Annotated in this window: 11 protein-coding genes and 8 tRNA genes; 18 read left to right on the top strand and 1 reads right to left on the bottom strand. The window is 31.6% G+C overall.

Translation table 11 applies throughout. The features are described from left to right. The first annotated feature begins 5 nt into the window (after positions 1-5). On the top strand, positions 6-1,541 hold the full coding sequence (gene guaA / locus CKA54_RS06395) for a glutamine-hydrolyzing GMP synthase (protein ID WP_120760751.1): 1,536 nt from the start codon (positions 6-8) through the stop codon (positions 1,539-1,541). On the opposite strand, the gene CKA54_RS06390 is transcribed toward guaA, so the two are convergent. Continuing rightward, positions 1,542-2,093, bottom strand: coding sequence for a class I SAM-dependent methyltransferase (locus tag CKA54_RS06390; RefSeq protein WP_120760750.1), 552 nt, complete (start codon positions 2,091-2,093; stop codon positions 1,542-1,544). Positions 2,094-2,208: 115 nt separating this feature from the next. Between CKA54_RS06390 and CKA54_RS06385 the strand changes: the two genes are divergently transcribed. The 17 genes from CKA54_RS06385 to CKA54_RS06305 all read left to right on the top strand — a co-directional run bounded on the left by CKA54_RS06385 (position 2,209) and on the right by CKA54_RS06305 (position 19,543). Next, the gene (locus CKA54_RS06385) at positions 2,209-3,648 is read left to right on the top strand and encodes a hypothetical protein (RefSeq protein WP_120760749.1); all 1,440 of its coding nucleotides are present in this window, start codon (positions 2,209-2,211) and stop codon (positions 3,646-3,648) included. A gap of 263 nt (positions 3,649-3,911) precedes the next feature. Continuing rightward, the gene (purD, locus tag CKA54_RS06380) at positions 3,912-5,162 is read left to right on the top strand and encodes a phosphoribosylamine--glycine ligase (RefSeq protein WP_120760748.1); all 1,251 of its coding nucleotides are present in this window, start codon (positions 3,912-3,914) and stop codon (positions 5,160-5,162) included. Beyond that, positions 5,159-5,617 carry an RDD family protein gene (locus tag CKA54_RS06375; RefSeq protein WP_120760747.1) on the top strand — a complete coding sequence of 153 codons (459 nt, stop codon included), beginning with the start codon at positions 5,159-5,161 and terminating at the stop codon, positions 5,615-5,617. Before purD ends, CKA54_RS06375 begins: the two co-directional genes overlap by 4 nt. Beyond that, entirely contained in the window at positions 5,607-7,643 is a 2,037-nt protein-coding gene (locus CKA54_RS06370; RefSeq protein WP_253254859.1) for an LPS-assembly protein LptD, read from the top strand. The genes CKA54_RS06375 and CKA54_RS06370 overlap by 11 nt, the downstream gene beginning before the upstream one ends. Further along, positions 7,640-8,299: a phosphoribosyltransferase family protein gene (locus CKA54_RS06365; protein ID WP_120760745.1), complete on the top strand. Its 660-nt coding sequence runs from the start codon at positions 7,640-7,642 to the stop codon at positions 8,297-8,299. Before CKA54_RS06370 ends, CKA54_RS06365 begins: the two co-directional genes overlap by 4 nt. 136 nt (positions 8,300-8,435) lie before the next feature. After that, on the top strand, positions 8,436-10,544 hold the full coding sequence (locus CKA54_RS06360) for a polyribonucleotide nucleotidyltransferase (RefSeq protein ID WP_120760744.1): 2,109 nt from the start codon (positions 8,436-8,438) through the stop codon (positions 10,542-10,544). Positions 10,545-10,634: 90 nt separating this feature from the next. Further along, positions 10,635-10,710 (top strand) — tRNA-Lys (locus CKA54_RS06355). A gap of 13 nt (positions 10,711-10,723) precedes the next feature. Continuing rightward, positions 10,724-10,799: transfer RNA gene (locus CKA54_RS06350), tRNA-Val, on the top strand. Between the two features lie 19 nt (positions 10,800-10,818). Further along, a tRNA-Asp gene (locus tag CKA54_RS06345) sits at positions 10,819-10,895 on the top strand. 2 nt (positions 10,896-10,897) lie between these two features. After that, a tRNA-Lys gene (locus CKA54_RS06340) sits at positions 10,898-10,973 on the top strand. A gap of 13 nt (positions 10,974-10,986) precedes the next feature. After that, positions 10,987-11,062 (top strand) — tRNA-Val (locus tag CKA54_RS06335). A 19-nt stretch (positions 11,063-11,081) separates the two neighbouring features. Continuing rightward, positions 11,082-11,158, top strand: a tRNA-Asp gene (locus CKA54_RS06330). Between the two features lie 2 nt (positions 11,159-11,160). After that, a tRNA-Lys gene (locus CKA54_RS06325) sits at positions 11,161-11,236 on the top strand. Between the two features lie 5 nt (positions 11,237-11,241). Then, positions 11,242-11,317, top strand: a tRNA-Glu gene (locus tag CKA54_RS06320). Positions 11,318-11,553: 236 nt separating this feature from the next. Next, positions 11,554-14,121: a hypothetical protein gene (locus CKA54_RS06315; protein ID WP_143297924.1), complete on the top strand. Its 2,568-nt coding sequence runs from the start codon at positions 11,554-11,556 to the stop codon at positions 14,119-14,121. 19 nt (positions 14,122-14,140) lie between these two features. Continuing rightward, positions 14,141-17,731 carry a filamentous hemagglutinin N-terminal domain-containing protein gene (locus CKA54_RS06310; protein WP_120760742.1) on the top strand — a complete coding sequence of 1,197 codons (3,591 nt, stop codon included), beginning with the start codon at positions 14,141-14,143 and terminating at the stop codon, positions 17,729-17,731. A gap of 27 nt (positions 17,732-17,758) precedes the next feature. Beyond that, complete coding sequence (locus CKA54_RS06305; protein ID WP_120760741.1) at positions 17,759-19,543, top strand: ShlB/FhaC/HecB family hemolysin secretion/activation protein; 1,785 nt, start codon at positions 17,759-17,761, stop codon at positions 19,541-19,543. Positions 19,544-19,815 lie beyond the last annotated feature (272 nt).

Raw genomic sequence — 19,815 nt, 5'->3', positions numbered from 1 at the left:
GTTAGATGAAAAAAGCAGATATTTTAGTTTTAGACTTCGGGTCTCAATACACACAATTAATTGCTAGAAGATTAAGAGAGCAGGGCGTGTATGCAGAAATTTTACCTTTTAATGTAAGCTTAGATGAGATTAAGGCTAAGGAGCCTAAGGGTATTATTTTAAGTGGCGGGCCAGCTAGTGTATACGCAAATGATGCTTATTTTTGTGATAAAGGTGTTTTTGAGCTTAATATTCCGGTATTAGGGATATGTTATGGTATGCAACTTATGGCACATCATTTTGGCGCAAACGTAGCTCCAGCAGGACACAAAGAGTATGGTAAAGCAACTATAGATATTCAAAACGATAGTGATTTGTTTAAAAATTTACCAAAAAAACAAACAGTTTGGATGAGCCATTCTGATAAGGTAGAAAATTTACCACAAGGCTTTGAAGTTTTAGCAACTAGTGAAAATAGCCCTTTTTGTGTTTTTGGAGATGAAAAACGTAAATTCTTTGCTTTACAATTTCACCCTGAAGTACAACATAGTGAATTTGGAAAGAGTATCTTGAAAAATTTTGCTAAATATGCTTGCAACTGCGATAGTGTATGGAATATGGGATCTTTTGCAAAAACTCAAGCGCAGAAAATCAAAGAAGAAGTGGGTAATGATAAAGTTCTTTGTGCAGTAAGTGGCGGGGTAGATAGTAGTGTAGTAGCTGCTTTGCTTGCAAGTGCGATCAAAGATCGAGTAGTAGTGGTTTTTGTTGATAATGGACTTTTAAGAAGTGGAGAAAAAGAGCAAGTTGAGTATATGTTTAGACATACTTTGGGTATTGATTTAATTAGTATTGATGCAAGAGAGATTTTTCTAAGTCGCTTAGCAGGTGTGAGAGATCCTGAGCAAAAAAGAAAAATTATAGGCAATACCTTTATAGAAGTATTTGAAGAAGAAGCAAAAAAACATAAAGATGTTAAGTATTTAGCGCAAGGAACTTTGTATACTGATATTATTGAAAGTTCGGTTGTTGGAGCTAGTAAAACTATAAAATCTCATCATAATGTAGGCGGTTTGCCTGAAAAGATGAATTTAAAGCTTATCGAGCCTTTAAAAGAGATCTTTAAAGATGAGGTAAGGGCTTTAGGAATGGAACTTGGTTTAAATAAAGATGTAGTGTATCGTCATCCTTTTCCTGGGCCAGGACTAGCTATACGTATTATGGGCGAAGTTAATGAACCTAGCTTGGAGCTTTTAAGAAAAGCAGATGTGATTTTAATTGAAGAGTTAAAAAGCAGTGGTTGGTATGATAAAACTTGGCAAGCATTCTGTGTGCTTTTAAATGTACAAAGTGTTGGCGTAATGGGAGATAACAGAACTTATGATAATGCAATATGCGTACGCGTAGTTAATGCAAGCGATGGTATGACTGCGACTTTTTCTCATTTGCCTTATGAATTGTTAGAGAATATATCACGCCGTATTATTAATGAAGTAGAAGGAATTAATCGCGTGGTGTATGATATTTCTAGTAAACCACCAGCGACTATTGAGTGGGAATGATTATTTAGTACAAAAATATACAAAAGCAGGGGGTAGATTTTGCCAAACGATTGGCGAAATCTCTACCTTGCTAAAAGTAGCAAAAAGCTTCTTTTTAAAAGCTCTTCCTTTTGGTGTTGGAAGTATATAGGCAAAAGTAGCAAAGCAACCGTTTTCTTCTAAAACATCATGAATGGAATTTAGCAGCAAATCTTGCTCTTGGGAATTTAACAAAGCCCATGGAATTCCTGAAATAATCAAATCCACACTGTTAATTGATCTTTTTTCTAGCATTTCGGGTAAAAATTCTGCCGATCTTACTTCTATATCAATGTTGTCTATGTTTTGTTTTAATTTATTAGCCATGTGGGGATTGATCTCAACTGCAAAAAAACTCGCATTGTGGTTTTTTTGTTGAAGAATGTATTTAGTAAAACTTCCTGTGCCTGGACCAATTTCTACAATATTATTTGCATGTTGTACGTGAGAAGTGATTAGTTTGCTTAGCTGTTTAGAGCTTGCACAAAAAGCTCCGGTTTGTTTTGGATTTTTAAAATATTGATATAAAAACATAAATGAATTACCTAAAATATTTTATTTTATTAAATTTTAAAATATTATTGTAAATTTATGAAAACAAAGTTAAAATAAGAGTTTAATTTTTTCTTTAAATTTTAAGGACTTGTATATGCACGGAAAAATAATGGTTTATGTAGATGCTACTGGAAGAGGAACAGTGATCAATCTAGCAAAAACTTTTTTTGAATTTAATAAGCATGCGTGGCATGATAAAAGAAGTATGCCAACGGTTGGTATGTTTGTTGAATTTAGATCCGATGGAAAGCATATTACAGATTTACGACCATCTAAATTCCAAGAATTTGGAGATAATGATTTTATCAAGGAAAGAGATTTTTGGAAAACAGAAAGTGATGATGAGTTAGAGGATTTAAGGCTTACAAGACGTGATGCATATGTGCAAGAACTTTATAGAGAAACTAATTATGATGAGTTAGATAAAATCACCTTAAATTTGACTATTCCACAAGCCATTCAAAGGTATTTTTATAATGAAACCTTGTCTATTAACGCGGTTAAAGATATTGACATCAGTGAGGTGCCATATACTATTGATTTTTTCGCGATGAAACGTTTTTTATACAAGGCTTTGGATACTTTACTTTTTTCAGATAACACTATCAATCAGGCTGATTTTTCTGCGATGAAAAATATCATCGTGCATCTTGAAATGGCTTATAAAGATATGAAAGATAAGCAAAAGCATATCAATATGGAGCGTTTGTATGATGAAGTTTTTTTATCTCATCAGTGCCACTATCAAGCACTTTTAGCTTCTATTGATAATAGAAAAAATCGAAAATTAGCACTTGATCGTCAAATGAGTACTTTGATAACAGACATAAAATCCAAACAGGCTAGATTAGAAACAGAGACTGGAAAAAAGCGTCAGGAATTTGAAGAGTTGATTCAACAAAAAAAACAAAAATTAGTCGAAATAAAAAACGAAGCAGATTATTTTACCAAAAGCGTAGAGAGATTAGAAGCAATGAGAAAATCTTTCTATGAAAAAAATCTTTCTATTTTTAGTAATAGCTTTAATATGGCTAGAGAGAAATTGTTTGATAAAATTAAACAAGGACTTAATATATGTGCAACTAAGCTTGATATAGAAATTTGGAAAAAGTCATTAAAATCAACAAGTATAAAAAATTCATATTTTAAAAATACAACCGAAATTTCATTTTGCACTTTATCATTTGCTGAACTTTATTTAAATAGACTGAATAAACATGCTTTAAATCCAAACGACCAACTCTTGCTTTCTTATGTTAAAAAAGTCAGAAAAGAATGTGAAAAAAGCTTTTTAGTGGTAACATCTAATCCAGATTTGTATGTAAGTATGAAAATTCAAATTTTTGCTATGAATCCTTACTATGTGGTTAAACATGCACCTAAAAAAGTAAATTATCAAGGTTTGATGAAAAATAACGAATTTGATATAGTGTATGTTGATGAAAAGACTATTTGGGCGCCAGTGGCTGATGTTATTTTAGAAGGAAAATATTTTCTCAAAAAAGAATCTAAGACCAAATTTAAAATTTTATAAAAATCCTTTTTAAACCCTATTTTTAAGTTTTCTTAGATATAATTATACTGCCTAAATGGTTCGATATGGTATTAAAGAGGATCCAACACATTAATTATAAGCTGTGATGTGTGATTTACCGTGTTCTGTGACTTCGTTTGAGCTTTGAGAAAAAGCGAGAAGCTGCAGCCTTTAAAAATCACCTAATGGCATACTTTGACTTTTTGAGGGTCAGACACTTATACTCCGGCCATTTGGGTTTTGTAACACTTTTAAGGAAAATAATGAAAATTTTAATATTAGGAAGCGGTGCAAGAGAATATTCCATCGCTTTGGCTCTTCAAAAAACAAATAATAATTTAGAATTTTACTTTGCTCCAGGAAATGGTGCTACCGCTAAAATAGGAACTAATCTTAATATGAAAGATCCTAAAGTGATCACGGCTTATGCAAAGGCATCTGAGATTGACTTGTGTATAGTTGGGAGCGAAAATTTTTTAGCAGAAGGTATAGTGGATCTTTTTAAAGAAAATAATATTGCTATTTTTGGACCTACTAAAGCAGCTGCTATGCTTGAAGCGTCAAAATCTTACATGAAAAGTTTTCTTAAAAAATACAAAATTAAAACAGCCAAATTTTTAAATACAACTGACTATGAAAAAGCTAAAAAATTTATTATGACTTTAACTCCACCTATTGTGGTGAAAGCTGATGGTTTATGTGCAGGCAAAGGAGTGATCATTGCTCAAAGCCATGAAGAGGCTTTAGAGGCTACTAAAAATATGCTGAGTGGTGAAAGCTTTGGTGATGCTGGAAAAATTGTTGTTATAGAAGAATACCTTAACGGCTTTGAATTAAGTGTGTTTGCGGTTTGTGATGGAAGTGATTTCGTTTTATTGCCAGCTGCTCAAGATCATAAAAGATTATTAGATAACGATAAGGGACCAAATACCGGTGGTATGGGTGCATATGCTCCAAGTACTTTAGCAAGTGAAAATTTACTAGAGCAGGTAAAAAAAGATATTGTTGCACCAACGTTAAAAGGCATGAAAGAAGAAGGTGCTGAGTTTGTAGGGGTGTTGTTTATAGGATTGATGGTGGTAAACAACAAGCCTTATGTTTTGGAGTATAATGTACGTTTTGGTGATCCTGAGTGTGAAGTTTTGATGCCTTTAATCGAAAATCCTTTAGATCTGTTTTTAGCCTGTGTTAATAAAAATTTAGCTAATACTACTATAAAAATTAAAAATGAATTTGCCGTGGGCGTAGTGTGTGCGAGCAAAAATTATCCTTACAAAGACTCCCCAAAAGCATTGATTGAAATAGGAGATATCCCGCAAAATTCTCATATTTCTTACGCAGGCGTAAGTTTAGAAGATGATAAACTATATGCTAGTGGTGGACGCGTATTGGTTTGCGTGGGAACTGGAAAAAACATAGAAGAAGCTCAAAAAAATGCGTATGCGCTTTGTGAGAATGTACAATTCAAGGGAAAACAATATAGAAAAGATATTGCTTTTCAGGTTCTTAAATGAGTACTAATCAAGAATTATTCGACAAATTAGAAAAAGAAGAATTAAAAATAGCAAGTTTTAAAAAAAGATTTCTTGCTTATATTGTGGATAGTTTTGTAATACTTGCGATTGTTGCAGTCATTTTGCTTGATAAATTTAATTCCGCTCAAACATATGAAGAAATTCATAACCTTTTAATGCGTTTTGCGAGTGGAATTTTGATCTTGCAATTTACATACCATGTGCTTTTTACTTATTTATATGGCGCTACTTTAGGGAAAATGCTTTTAAAGATTATGGTGATTGATCAAGAATTGCTAGATAAGCCTAGTTTTACCCAAAGCGCTTTAAGAGCAGGTGTAAGGCAAATCAGTGATATGCTATATGGATTGGGATTTGCTTGGGCTTTAAGTAATGTCGTTTTAAAAACTTGGCATGATTATGCGGCTAAAACTGTGGTGATTGATCTTGCGTAAAATATTACTATCCTTAGCTTGCATAGGAAGCTTGTATGCTTCTAAAGTAGATATTTATGCTTTGGATGTTGTAAAAAAAAATGATACCATCGAAGCAAAAAATAACGTAGTTGTGGTTTCTGATTTGTATTTGATTACTGCTAATGAAGCTAAATTTAATGAAAAAACAAAAGATTTAGAATTATTTGGTGATGTAAATATTTTACGAGGACAAAAAGAAAGAACCAATTCTACATATACTAAAATTAATCTCAAAGACAATACAACGGCATTTAAAAATTTATTTTTTTCTAACAATGATTTAGAAGTTTGGATGCAATGTCATCAAGCCAATTTTGATGAAAAATTTGTGATTACTAAAAAATCGGTTGTCTCAAGTTGTAATGTTGAAAATCCTGACTGGGAAATTCGTTTTGATGAAGGTAAACTTAATAAAGAAAGTAATTTTTTACACTTGTATAATGCAAGATTGTATGTAAAAAATACACCTGTGATGTATTTGCCGTATTTTGGATTTAGTGTGGACACCAAAAGAAAGAGTGGTTTATTGATCCCTCAAGTGATTTTAAAACAAAGTGAAGGGTTATATTATAACCAACCTATTTATTATGTTATTGATGACAATGCAGATATACAGCTTGAACCTCAAATTAGAACAAAAAGAGGATATGGTTTGTATTCAACTTTAAGATTTATTGATACGCCATATTCTCAAGGTGAAATCAGTGGTGGTATTTTTGGAGAAAAATCAAGCTACAAAAGAAAAGAAAATTTAAAAAACAAAGAACATTATGGTATAGAAGTCAAATACTCCAGCGAGGCACTGTTTAAAAGTCTTTTAAGTGATGAATTTCAAGAAGGCTTATGGGTTGATGCAACATATTTAAATGATGTGGATTATACCAACTTAAGTTCTAGTGCAAAAACAGAAGCTTCTTTGGTGACTTCAAAAATAAATTATTTTTTATCTGATGATGATAATTATTATGGTGCTTATGCAAAGTACTATATAGATACTTCTAAAATCAGCAACAAGGATACCTTGCAAGAATACCCTTCTTTTCAGTATCATAGATATTTAAATGGCTTTTTTGATAATTATATACAATATAGTCTTGATGCTTCTTTTCATAGATATTATAGGCAAACAGGTATTTATGCTAAAACTTTAGACTTTGATCTACCTTTGGTTTATCATACAAGTCTTTTTGATGATTTTTTAAATTTTACTTTTACAGAAAGAATTTATGCGAATTTTGTGGATTATTCCAATACTAATTTAAAAAATCAAGAGCATTTGTTTCGTAATTCACATAATTTTTCTTTATACACAGATCTTTCTAAGCCTTATGAAAATTTTTATCATACTTTGTATTTAGGGGCTAATTATTATATACCTGGAGCAAAATCAGGAGAAATCACAGAAGATTTTATAGACATTAAAAACGATCCAGAGCAATTAAATTTTTCTATGTTTCAGTATTTTTACAGCACTTTAGGTAAGAAAAAACTTTATCATAGTTTGAAGGCAAAGTACTATACCAAACAGGGAAGTTTTGGCGGATTTGATAATGCTGTAGAATATTTTTATAATGATTATATTAGTTTTAGAAATGAAGCAGAGTATTCAGGCATAGATAATCGTTTTGACAAAGTTTTTAGCGAGGCATTGTTTGATTATGGGGAGTGGAAATTTAGCCTTAATCATGCATATAGGATCTATGAAAAAGAAAAATATAACTTTTTAGGTACAAAAGCACAATACCACATTAATGCAAATTATCAAATTTTTGGCGGTTTATGGTTTGACTTAGGAAAAGATCCTGAAAAATGGGAAGTAGGTTATACGTATCAAAGAAAATGTTGGAATTATTCTTTAATGTACCGTCAAGATATATCTCCTAAACTTACAAGTGGAGGGATCAGCGCTAAAGATCAAAGCGGTGTGTATTTTATGTTTAATTTTTATCCATTGGGTGGAGTGTCTTATGACTTCTCGCTTCAAGAAAACGAAAGGTCGATATGATATTTTTTGAAGATGAAAAAGATGCATTTGAAAAATTATATGATTTATTACCTACTAATAAATTAAAAGATTATATCATCATCACTCCATCTTTAAAATCTATAGTTTTTGTTAATATGCTTGCGCAAAAACTAGAAATCCCATATAATTTTTTATTTACAGAGCAAATTAAAGCTCCTAATAATAACGAATGCCAAATCGCAATGATTAGCGAAACCAAAGAGCTAGTATACAACGAGGCTTTAGTAAAAGCTTTTGATATAAGTTTAGATTATATCTATGGCGAAGCAAATAGAACTTATGAAGAAAAAATTTTAAAAAATGTTTATCGTTATAGAAAAGGTAATCTTTTAAAAGATCTCAAAGGTAAAAATATCTTAATGTTGCACGAAGGTTGTGAAAGTGGTATTACCGCATCTTCTTGCATAAAAAGTTTGTTGAAAGAAGAAGTAAATAGCATTATTTACGCTACAGCTTTAATGCCAAGTGATGTTTATGATTATATCAGTGTTTTTGTAGATGAGGTTTATTGTGTGCAAAAGATTGATCATTTTATAGATATTGAGTTTTATTTTAAAAATAAAACAATTTTGCAAAGTCATGAAATTTTAGATATCTTAGAAGAGAGCAAATATTATCTTCCGTTAAAAAGATAAATTTATATCTGGACAATTTATTGTTTAGATATAAATTTATAGGCAAAATAAAAACAGGCTTTTTAAGTTTTAGTGTTTAAAATTTAAAAAGCTTATTTGGTTTTGCCTATGATAAAAACATTACAAAGGAAAAATCATGCGACATGAAATCAACATAAACAACCATCTTGAGATATTTGATACAGATAAAGTAGCAAAACAAGCAGCGGGTGCTGTATTGATGCAAGAAAAAGACGCTGTGGTTTTAGCAACTGTGGCTAGAGAAGATAAAATGGTAGAAGAGGACTTTCTACCTCTTACAGTTCAATATATCGAAAAAGCTTATGCAGCGGGTAAGATTCCAGGTGGTTATGTTAAAAGAGAAACTAAACCTGGAGACAATGAAACACTAAGTGCGAGAATTATAGATAGAAGTTTAAGACCGCTTTTTCCAAAAGGCTATGCATATCCAACCCAAATTGTTGTTATGGTGCTATCTGCTGATCCTGAAGTGGATTTGCAAGTGATGAGTTTAAATGCTGCAAGTGTTGCTTTGTATTTAAGTGATATTCCCATTAAAGCTCCTGTTTGTGGCGTAAGAATAGGTCGTATTGATAATGAATTTGTTTTAAATCCAAGCAATAGTGAGCTAAAAAATAGCACTTTAGATCTTTACGTAGCGGGTGTTAAAGATGAACTTTTGATGATAGAGATGAGAGCTTTAGCAAATAAACAAGATAATAACCATTGTATGAATGAGTTAAGCGAAGATGATACCTTAAAGGCTTTAGAATTTGCAGGCAATGCGATTTTACGTGGGTCAAATGAATATGAGAAGACTTTTGCTGCTTATAGAAAAAATTCTATGCTCGAATTTAAAGTAGAAAGCGATAATGCGCAAATTATAGAATATATTAAAAATTCATACATGGCTAAATTGAAAATAGCTATCAATCAAATGGCAAAAAGTGAAAGAGCAAGTGAAATTTTACAAATAGCCAAAGAAATTGAAAACGAAACGATCGCAACTGAAAATGAATGGAAGCTAGAAGACATAGAAAAAGCCTTGCTTGTATGCAAAAGAGAATTAATCCGAAGTCAAATCATCTATGAAAATAAAAGAGCAGATGGTAGAGGCTTAAAAGATGTTAGAAAGATAGATATAGAAACAAATATCTTGCCAAGTGCACACGGTTCTTGTCTTTTTACTAGAGGGCAAACTCAAGCTTTAGTGGTTGCAACTTTAGGAAGTGATAATGATGCTCAAATGTCAGACTTGCTAACTGAAAAAAATCCAATTTGCGAAAAATTCATGGTTAATTATAACTTCCCAGGTTTTTCTGTGGGTGAAGCTAGTCCTATAAAAGCTCCAGGTAGAAGAGAGCTTGGGCATGGAAATTTAGCAAAAAGAGCATTACATCCTAGCGTGGATACTGAATACGCACATACAATTCGCTTGGTATCTGAAATTTTAGAAAGCAACGGTTCTAGTTCAATGGCTACTGTTTGTGGCGGTGCTTTAGCATTAAGAGCTGCAGGAGTTGAAAGTAAAAAATTAGTTGCAGGCGTAGCGATGGGTCTTGTTTTTGAAGATGATAAGTATGCGATTTTGACAGATATTATGGGTCTTGAAGATCACGATGGAGATATGGATTTTAAAGTTGCAGGAAGTTGTGATGGGATTACGGCTTTACAAATGGATATAAAACTTGGCGGCATAGATCAACAGGTATTAAAAGAAGCATTGTATCAAGCAAAAGAAGCTAGAGGACATATCTTAAACTTAATGGAAGAAGCAAATCAAAATATTGTTGTCAATGAGGCAATTTTGCCAAAAGTTGAAATTTTTAACGTAGACCCAAATAAAATTCCTGATATTATCGGACAAGGTGGTAAAACTATCAAAGAAATCATCGAAAAATTCGAAGTAAACATTGACTTAGATAGAGAAAAAGGCGAAGTTAAAATCGCAGGTATTAGCCATGAGTTAATCCAACAAAGCAAAGAATATATTTTAAATTTGCTCCAATCAAAAAATTTCAATAAAAAACGCGACAAAAAAGAAATGCCTAAGTTTGAAATAGGTGAAGAATTCTTAGGAAAAGTTCAAAAGGTTGTAGATTTTGGAGTTTTTGTAGAGCTTAAAGAAGGTGTAGATGGCTTGCTACACAACTCAAAAATCAAAGAAAAACTAGAAGTGGGAGTTGAAGTTAAGGTTAAGGTTTTAGAGATTAAAAACGGCAAAGTTTCTTTAGATCTTGCATGATTTTTTAAGCATATTATAAAATATGCTTAAAATTTTACTTTTGGTCTTGACAAAAAATTATTCTTTTGGCATAATTTCATTTTTTTGAATGTCTCGTTAGCTCAGCCGGTAGAGCATCTCCCTTTTAAGGAGGGGGCCGTTGGTTCGAATCCAACACGGGACACCACTAAATCTTTAATGGTCGCTTAGCTCAGTTGGTAGAGCGCCACCCTTACAAGGTGGATGTCATAAGTTCGAGTCTTATAGTGACCACCATTCTTTTATTGTTTTAGGTGCGGCGGTAGTTCAGCTGGTTAGAATATCGGCCTGTCACGCCGGAGGTCGCGGGTTCGAGCCCCGTCCGCCGCGCCATTGTCTCGTTAGCTCAGCCGGTAGAGCATCTCCCTTTTAAGGAGGGGGCCGTTGGTTCGAATCCAACACGGGACACCACTAAATCTTTAATGGTCGCTTAGCTCAGTTGGTAGAGCGCCACCCTTACAAGGTGGATGTCATAAGTTCGAGTCTTATAGTGACCACCATTCTTTTATTGTTTTAGGTGCGGCGGTAGTTCAGCTGGTTAGAATATCGGCCTGTCACGCCGGAGGTCGCGGGTTCGAGCCCCGTCCGCCGCGCCATTGTCTCGTTAGCTCAGCCGGTAGAGCATCTCCCTTTTAAGGAGGGGGCCGTTGGTTCGAATCCAACACGGGACACCACTAATGACCCTTTCGTCTAGTGGCTCAGGACGTCACTCTCTCTGTGTGATAACAGAGGTTCAAATCCTCTAGGGGTCGCCATATAATCCAATATTATTTTTATTTGATTCACTTTTAAATTCTTTTTTGTTTTATAATGTTTATTATTATATATCTATATTTAAAATCAATTATTTTTTACCCCTTAAGCTTAAATTCATAAATATAATATTAATATTCAAATTTGTTTGTTAATTAGTTGTTGTAATTATTATTACATTTTGCATTAAAATAAATCATTAATAATATTTATTAAATATTCTTGAAAGATCTTTTGAATGAATAAAAAAATTTCCAAAGACCACTCTATAAAGGAGAGTTGCAAGGGTTTATTAAGAACATCATTGGTTGCATTTACTTTGCTAAATTCTTTAAACGCAGCCACCCATGCAGAGTATGATAAGACATCTAATGCTTATATTATTAAAGAACATAGTTTTTCTAATCATGATGTATATGATTATCAAGAAAACACATATAAATTCTTAAATGGTAAAAACTTCTATGGTCAAATGAGTGATGGCAAAGATATTTCTAATATCACTTTGATCTATGATAACCCTAAAGACAATATTCATGATACCCAAAATAAAGCAAGAGAACTTGCTTTTAAGCAAGATATGCTTACTCCAAATATCAAAGAAGGTATGTTTGTTATCAATGGGCTTCATAATACCAGTTTTTATAGTGCTACTGTCCATCAAACTAGCTACATACCTTTCTTAGTTTCTGCTTATGTCTTTAATGCAAAAGCTAATGATAATACCTTGGTATTAAAATCAGGAGAATTATCTTCAGTGTATTATCTAAAACCAACCGATAAAGAGGTGGCTAGCCCTAAAGCTAGTGGCTTGGATAATAAATATAATTTTTTAATCACTCCAGCTATAGCAAGAAAAGGCGAAGCAAGCCATAACACCTTAAATTTCTTAAAAGATGCCTATGTAAATATGGGTGTTGAAAACACTTACACCTTGCCTTTAAATGGTGCTCCATATATCTTAGGTGCATTTGGTGTAGATGCAAATACGCATAATAATAGTGTGATTTTAAATAAGGGTGCAAAGATAGATTTTCATTCTACGCCATATAGAAAAAGCAAGATTGGCGGGTTGAGTTTTGATGAAAGAGCCACTCATATTGCAGGAGCTATTGCTTATAATGCTAATGCTAAAAATAATAAAGTCGTCATAGATGGTGCTTCTTTGTTGGTGCATGGACTGATTGATTCTTATTCTACGTTGTCGTGGACTCATTTGGGTGGAGCCTTTGTAAATGTAAACAATAGCCAAGCTTATGAAGTAAGCAATAATTCTTTAACTATTGAAGATTTAACTTTGGGTTTAAAGGTAGATACCAAAGGCACTCCATTTATTTATAATGCTATTTTAGTAGGTGACATTTTTGGTGGTAAAATTGTACAAGGTAATGCTTATAAAAATACTATAGATATAAAAGGTTTGCAAACTTTAGCTTCTTTAAGTACCAATGTAGAAGTTAAAGCCTTGTTTGATTTTTATGCAGGCGTGACTAATGATGGTGTAGCAAACGATAATAGCATTAGCATTAATCTTAAAAAGCCATTAGGCGTTAATTATAATTTTGCAGGTGCAAATGAGTTTAGCTTATATGGTGGTATAGCTACTAAAGGCGCCAGCGGAAATAGCATTAACATTGAAGGTGATTTTATTACATTTTATGAAGATGAAAACCACCAAGATAAAATCCAAATCACAGCAGCAAAAACCCTTAGTTCTAAAGCTAATAACAATAGCATCAACATCAGCCATTCTAATATTGCCATGCCTTTGTATTTATATGGAGTAAGCAAAGCTACTTTGGAGAATAAAGACTATTATGCAAGTAGTGCAAATGCTAATAGTATAGTTTTAGACAATGTAAAATCAGGTAGAAATCTCACAGCTATTATAGAAGCAGATAATTTAGAAAAAAACACTATAAAATATAATATAGTCCAATCTTTATCAAATGCTTCTAATATAGATAAAGGTTCTAAGATCATACTAAGAGCTAATCAAAAAGCTAGTGGTAATATTGTTAATATCAAAGATTATTCAAGTGCAGCTAGTTCTAATGTCTATGTTGTTAATGCTAAAAATGAAAGTGCTAACAATACTTTTATCTTTGATAATTTAGCCCTAGGTACAGCTTCTGATAAAAGAGAAGGTGAAGTAGTAATTAGTGCAGGTATAGCTAAGAACACTCATGATAATTATACTCATATTAATAATTTAAACATAGATGAGTATAAAAACAACTCTACTATCATCATAACAGCTTCTGGTGTATATAGTGAAAAAGATAAAAGCTATGATAATACTTTATATCTAAGTGGTAATACAAATATATCTAAAGGAACTAACATCACACTTTTAGCTGGTAGCTTTTTACAAACTCAAACTCAAGATCAATTTAAACCAAAAAAACTAGCACATCAAAGCAATACTAATAATCATTTAGTATTAAATACAAACATTAAAGCTGATCTTGTAAATAATTTTGATCATTATAGTTTTATCTTAAAAGATCATACTAAGGCTTATTTAAGTGCTAAAGAAGCTATTAATCTTTCTAAAGATAGTTCTATTAATGTATATACAAACAATAATGTAAAAAATAAAAGCTTTATTCTAATGCAAAGTGAAAAAGGCTTTGTAGATGCAAACAATAAACATCTAAATCAAAAAGATTTACAAAGCTTATTAGAAGTTATCGCTAAAAATAATCAAAGCTTGCATAAAAACATTAAAGCAAAAGCTCAAAAAGCTAAATACACTCTAAGTGTAAGCGAAGATGCAAAAAGCATAGTAGTGAATTTAAACTAAAGCATAAGAAAGGATAACTATGAAAACAAATAAACTATCAAATCATATCATACTTTCAAGCATAGTTTCTTCTATGCTTTTTTCTCCTCTTATGGCTTTACCTAGTGGAGGTAAATTTACTCATGGGACTAGCGGGACTATAACTACAAATGGCAATAATATGCAAGTTAGTGGTAATGGGCTAAACTCAGTCATACAATGGGGTGGTGGTTTTAATATAGGTAAGGATCAAAGTGTAAATTTTGGAAATAATAATTTCAAAGGTCAACAAAACTACCTAAACATTGCCCATGGTGCTAACAAATCTATGATAGAAGGTGTATTAAATGCAGGTGGTAATAATGTCTTTTTAATCAATCCCAATGGAGTAATCATTACTAAAACAGGAACTATCAATGCTAATCGCTTTGTGGCTTCTACTTCGTCGATGAGTAATGAAAGCATGCAAGATTTTGCCGATGGAAAACTTGCTTATAATACTTTCTCTCCTGTGTTTAAACCAAATGGTGGTAATGTGGTTAATATGGGTGGTGAAATCAATGCTGCTAGCGTTGTCTTGCAAGGCAATAAAGTAATATCTAATGCATATACTGACTATCATAAAAATTTAGGAGAACACTCAAAACAAATTTCAGCTAATGAAATAACCTTACAAGGCAATGAAGTTCATGTTGATGTAAGCTCTATTAATGGTAATCAACTTAGCAAATTAAATATCAAAGGAAGTGATGGCAATAACTTTAAAGGTTCTATGTATTTAAATGCTAGTGGATATTATTACAACCCTAGTTCTTTTAAAGTGTTTGGTAAATATACAAACACAAATAACAACTTTAAAGTATATGATTATGTAGGTATAGGTTCTGATGTAGATTGGTGGCATTTTGCCAAAGGGTGGAATGATGACAAAGAGGGCTTTAGAGAAACAGCTGATAAATATAGACTTACAAGTGATATAGATTTTAAAGCAAGTAGTGGTCAAAACTATGCAAACTACTGTATAGAAGGACTTGGATGTACTAATATGATAGTTGGTTATAAAGATGCTATTTATGATAATTGGGAATTGGTAAAAGATAATGGATTTTCTAATAAAACATTCGATGGACAAGGATTTACTCTAAGCAATATTAGTATAGATACAACTAATATACCATCTATCACTTATGCAGGGATATTTGGTAGTGCAAATAATTCTGTGTTTAAAAATATAAAAGTTGATTACAATCAAAATTCTATCATTTCACACGCAATGCAAACAGGTGGGTTTATTGGATATGCAAGCGGTAGTAGTAAATTTGAAAATATAGAACTTAAGAATATCTCGAAAATTTCAGCCCAAATGGATAATAATCTATATGTAGGTGGATTTGTTGGAAATGTAAATGGAGCAACGTTTGATCAAATTTTACTTGGAACTATAGGCGAGATAAGTGGACTTAGTACTAGTTTTAGATCGCACATAGGTGGTTTTGCAGGAAGTGTAAATAATGGAAAATTTGAAAATATAAGTATTTTTGATATTAAAAAAATTCTTAATGATGAAACTACTAGGGAAACATATACCGGAGGGTTTGCTGGAGAAATTTCTTTTGAAGGTGGACAATTTAATAATATCGATATTAGAGGGATTGAAGAGATTAGAGGAGGGTTTGTTACGGGAGGATTTTCCGGTAATATTTATAAATCTGAAGTGTCGAATATAAATTTAGATATAGGAGATATCAATTCTGTGTTTAATTCTTCGAGTAATACATATGCTGGAGGTTTTGCAGGGAGTATTGATTCTGGTGAAAGCGAATTTAGTAATATTAGTGTAGCAGTTAGAAATATTAAAAGTATTAATGAAGATAGTCAAAGTGTGTTTTATGATGATTCAGAAAATATTGGTAATGCTTATGCAGGAGGATTTGTAGGCTTTGCTAATGGAGGGATTTTTGATAATATCAGCATAAAAGCCAATAAAATAGAAGCTATCAATAATAACAACCTAGAAACTGGTCGTGCTGTCGCAGGAGGATTTGCAGGTAAAATAGAAGGATATAGAAGCGACAAATTAACAATATCAAATATTACTATAAGAAATATTGATACTATCTTGGGTAAATTAGAGCAAGAAAAAAATAGCATAGTAAATGTTGGTGGTTTTGCAGGATGGATCCAAAAAGAAGGTCAAGGAGATCTAAGTAATATAAGTTTGTATAATATTAAAAATATTCAAGCATATGGTAAAGGTGATTTTGCGAATGCGGGAGGTTTTATAGGTCGTGTGGATGGCCGTGGTTTGGGTAGAGATATTAAGTTAAATTTAAAAAATATATATTTATTTTTTGAAAAAAACTCTCAAATATACTCATCTGCAAGTGAAGGAAAAGCAATAAGTGGAAAATTCATCAGCGCTTATGATGATAAAACATCAAAACTGTTTTTTGATGATATTCATGTATATCATCATGAAAGTGATTTTTCTGATGTAGATTCTGATAAAAATTACTGGAAAGATACACAAGTAAATATTCACACATATAACGATGAGAATAAAGAAGAAAAATATAAAGAATTTTTAAATCAAGACAATTCTATCGCAAGACCGATTATAGAACTTCCTAGTAAACCAGAGTTTGTTGAAAGTGAAAAAATAAATTATCCAGATGTTGAAAGTATAAAAAACGAAGAGGCGATTTTAGGTGAAGATGATTTATTTGAGGTTACTATTAAAGAAGAAATCTTGGGAGATCTTATAGAGCAACATTATAAAGTATACATTGATACCTTATTGCAAATGTTGGCAGAGAAAGATTATAAATTAATGACCTTGGAAGAAAAGATCGAATTTATCTCTAAATATTTTCTTAAAGATACGGTTAATAACAAAGAAGAAGCTTTGAAAATCATACAAAGTTTAGATTTTATCGCAGCATACCAAGATAATGGATTAAATCAAGCATCAGAAGATAAATTTGAAAGTGGAATTCGTGATTTTTATATCAAAAATATTAAAGCAAATATGGATAAGGTCTTAGAAAATAAAGATAGAATTAGTTTTGCTTTAAAAAATGATCTAAAAGATGTTGTTTTAAATTCTAACTCGCTTATTGCAGAGTTAGAAGAGATTAAAAAACAATTGCAAGCTTTGGCAGATCAATACAACGAATATGTAAGAAATAACACTCAAATTGATACAAATGTGCTTAGTGAATTACTCTTGAGTATTAATTCATTATCAAAACAGCAAGATGCTATCTTAAGTCAGTTGGGCTTGTCAGATATTAAATCTAAAATAGAATACAAAATAGATAATGGTAGTTTTTTGTTAGTAGGTGATTATGCTCAAACAGCTTATAAACCTATACTAGAAGCAGTAAATATTAATCCTGGAAATTCTTCAAAGCCAGATTTACCTTGGATTGATTTGTTTCCAACTCTACCTGATCGAGTAGATCAGGTAGATTATGTGACTTTTGGCGGAGTGCCATTTGGATTAATGGGAAATGATTTCATAAGAAAAGAACCTGAAATAAACATCATAGGTAAGACCGAAGGCGATGATTATAAAAAAACATGTGTGACAAGCTCAAATTCTAAAGTAATGAATGCTTGTATTAATTGATAATGTTAAATAAGGAATGAAAGATTTATGAAAAAACTCTTACTTAGCACCGTAGCACTTAGTTCTTTAATCTATGCTAATGAAGGAGGCATTAGCATAGCTAAAAATGATATAGAAAAGGTTATAGAACTATCTCCTGATAGAAACCTCCCTCAAAACAAAGCCATCAAAGAAAATCTAAAAACCAAAGAAGATTATGAAAAAAGCCAAGAGGCTAAAAAAGACTTTGAAGAAAAAAAAGAAATTTTAAAAGAAAAACTCAAACAAGAAGATGAAACTAATACCAAAACGCCTCATCAGCCACATCATCAAAACAACTCAAATGCCACATCTAAAAAAGTTATCACTCATTATAAATTTGTCATCGTTAATGAAAACACTAGCTTTGAAAAACTAGGCATTAAAGAAGAAAATCTACAAAACCTTGTAGGTGAATTTAGTATGAGAAAATTTAGCTTGCAAGATTTGCAAGATATATCTAATATCATTGCTTATTATTTTCAAGTCAATGGCTATCCCGCAGCAACTGCTTATGTACCCCAACAAGAATTTGAAGATAATATACAAATTAACATAGCCTTAGGAACACTAGGTAAGTATGTTGTAAAAAATAAAACGACTATAAAAGATCATTTCATAGAAAGTAAGCTTAATGAAAGAATCAAGGGTAAAATCATCTCTACTAAACTCATAGAAGATAGTGTATATAAAGTCAATGAAATGTATGGAGTACAAACCTTAGCAGGTTTACAAGCAGGAGAGAATGTAGGGGAAACTGATGTTGTGATAGAAGTGGTCCCTGATACTAAGGCTAATGTATTATTATATGCGGATAATTATGGTATTAAAAGTGCAGGGGATATAAGAGCTGGTGTTAGTATGGGATTTAATTCTATATTGAATATGGGAGATTATTATAATTTTTACTTACAATCAAGCAATGAAAAACAAATCAACTACGGGGCTAGTTATACTTTCTTTTTAGGAAATTTAAAAATTACTCCAAGTATATCTCAAGGAACTTATTCTTTAGGTGGAGATTATGAGGGTTTAGGTTTTAGTGGTACTTCTAGAAATTTTGGTGTAGACTTTTCTTATCCTGTGTGGATTAATACTAATTCATCTTTGTACTTTACTTCTAGTATTTATCATAAGATACTTAGCGATGTAACTTTGGATCTTTTAACCTTTGATAAACATTCTAATGTAGGGAGTATGGGATTAGAAGGTTTATTTAGAGGCTTTGAAAACAACACCTTAAGTTATAGTGCAAAAGTAAGTATAGGTAAGGTATATGATGATGGTACTACTATATTTGGAAGTACATCTAAAAGTGGATCTAAAGGCTTTGGTTGGTTTAGAAAACTCAATGCTAGTGTGAATAATTATTACAGTATTAATGAATACATCACTCATACATTAAACATCAATTATCAAAAGGTATTAGGAAATTTTGAATTAGATTCTTCTGAGAGTTCCTCTTTAGGTGGAGCTTATGGAGTAAGAGCGTATGATAATGGTGAGGGTGATGGAGATAATACCATAGTGGCTAACTTTGGTATAAGAATTAATCTACCAAATACGAATTTTTATTTCACTCCTTTTTATGATATAGGTTATGCTTGGTATGAAAAAGATTCAGGAGATAGATTAGCAGATGAGCATTTTTTAGATGCAATAGGCTTGCAAATACTTTATAATAAAGCAAATGAGTATTATATAAAATTAGATGCAGCAAGAGCGCTACATCAATACAAATACGATGATGATCATAGAATGAAATTATACTTAAGCGGTGGGATTTATTTTTAATTCACCGCTTTTGTATACCCCCCCCCTTTTTTTTTTCACTTCTTTAACACACTTCACTTCATACACCCTATATCAATACACTTTAATTCTTTTATATTCTTTTATATTCTTTTATATTCTTTTATATTCTTTTATATTCTTTTATATTCTTTTATATTCTTTTATTCTATATTTATAAATTCTCCTTTCTATAAATTTCTTTTTTTATTTTCATTTCTTTTTTCATTTAATAAAACTTTAAGCTTTTGTTGCTATAATTTCATTTCCTTTTC

The organism is Campylobacter sp. P255 (assembly GCF_003627915.1).
GTDB lineage: Bacteria > Campylobacterota > Campylobacteria > Campylobacterales > Campylobacteraceae > Campylobacter_D.
This window is presented reverse-complemented; position numbering and strand designations above follow the sequence as displayed.

Bases quoted from the DNA above. Each gene is read 5' to 3' on its own strand.
- guaA (WP_120760751.1), top strand. From the start codon at position 6: ATGAAAAAAGCAGATATTTTAGTTTTAGACTTCGGGTCTCAATACACA.
- CKA54_RS06390 (WP_120760750.1), bottom strand. From the start codon at position 2,093: ATGTTTTTATATCAATATTTTAAAAATCCAAAACAAACCGGAGCTTTT.
- CKA54_RS06385 (WP_120760749.1), top strand. From the start codon at position 2,209: ATGCACGGAAAAATAATGGTTTATGTAGATGCTACTGGAAGAGGAACA.
- purD (WP_120760748.1), top strand. From the start codon at position 3,912: ATGAAAATTTTAATATTAGGAAGCGGTGCAAGAGAATATTCCATCGCT.
- CKA54_RS06375 (WP_120760747.1), top strand. From the start codon at position 5,159: ATGAGTACTAATCAAGAATTATTCGACAAATTAGAAAAAGAAGAATTA.
- CKA54_RS06365 (WP_120760745.1), top strand. From the start codon at position 7,640: ATGATATTTTTTGAAGATGAAAAAGATGCATTTGAAAAATTATATGAT.
- CKA54_RS06360 (WP_120760744.1), top strand. From the start codon at position 8,436: ATGCGACATGAAATCAACATAAACAACCATCTTGAGATATTTGATACA.
- CKA54_RS06315 (WP_143297924.1), top strand. From the start codon at position 11,554: ATGAATAAAAAAATTTCCAAAGACCACTCTATAAAGGAGAGTTGCAAG.
- CKA54_RS06310 (WP_120760742.1), top strand. From the start codon at position 14,141: ATGAAAACAAATAAACTATCAAATCATATCATACTTTCAAGCATAGTT.
- CKA54_RS06305 (WP_120760741.1), top strand. From the start codon at position 17,759: ATGAAAAAACTCTTACTTAGCACCGTAGCACTTAGTTCTTTAATCTAT.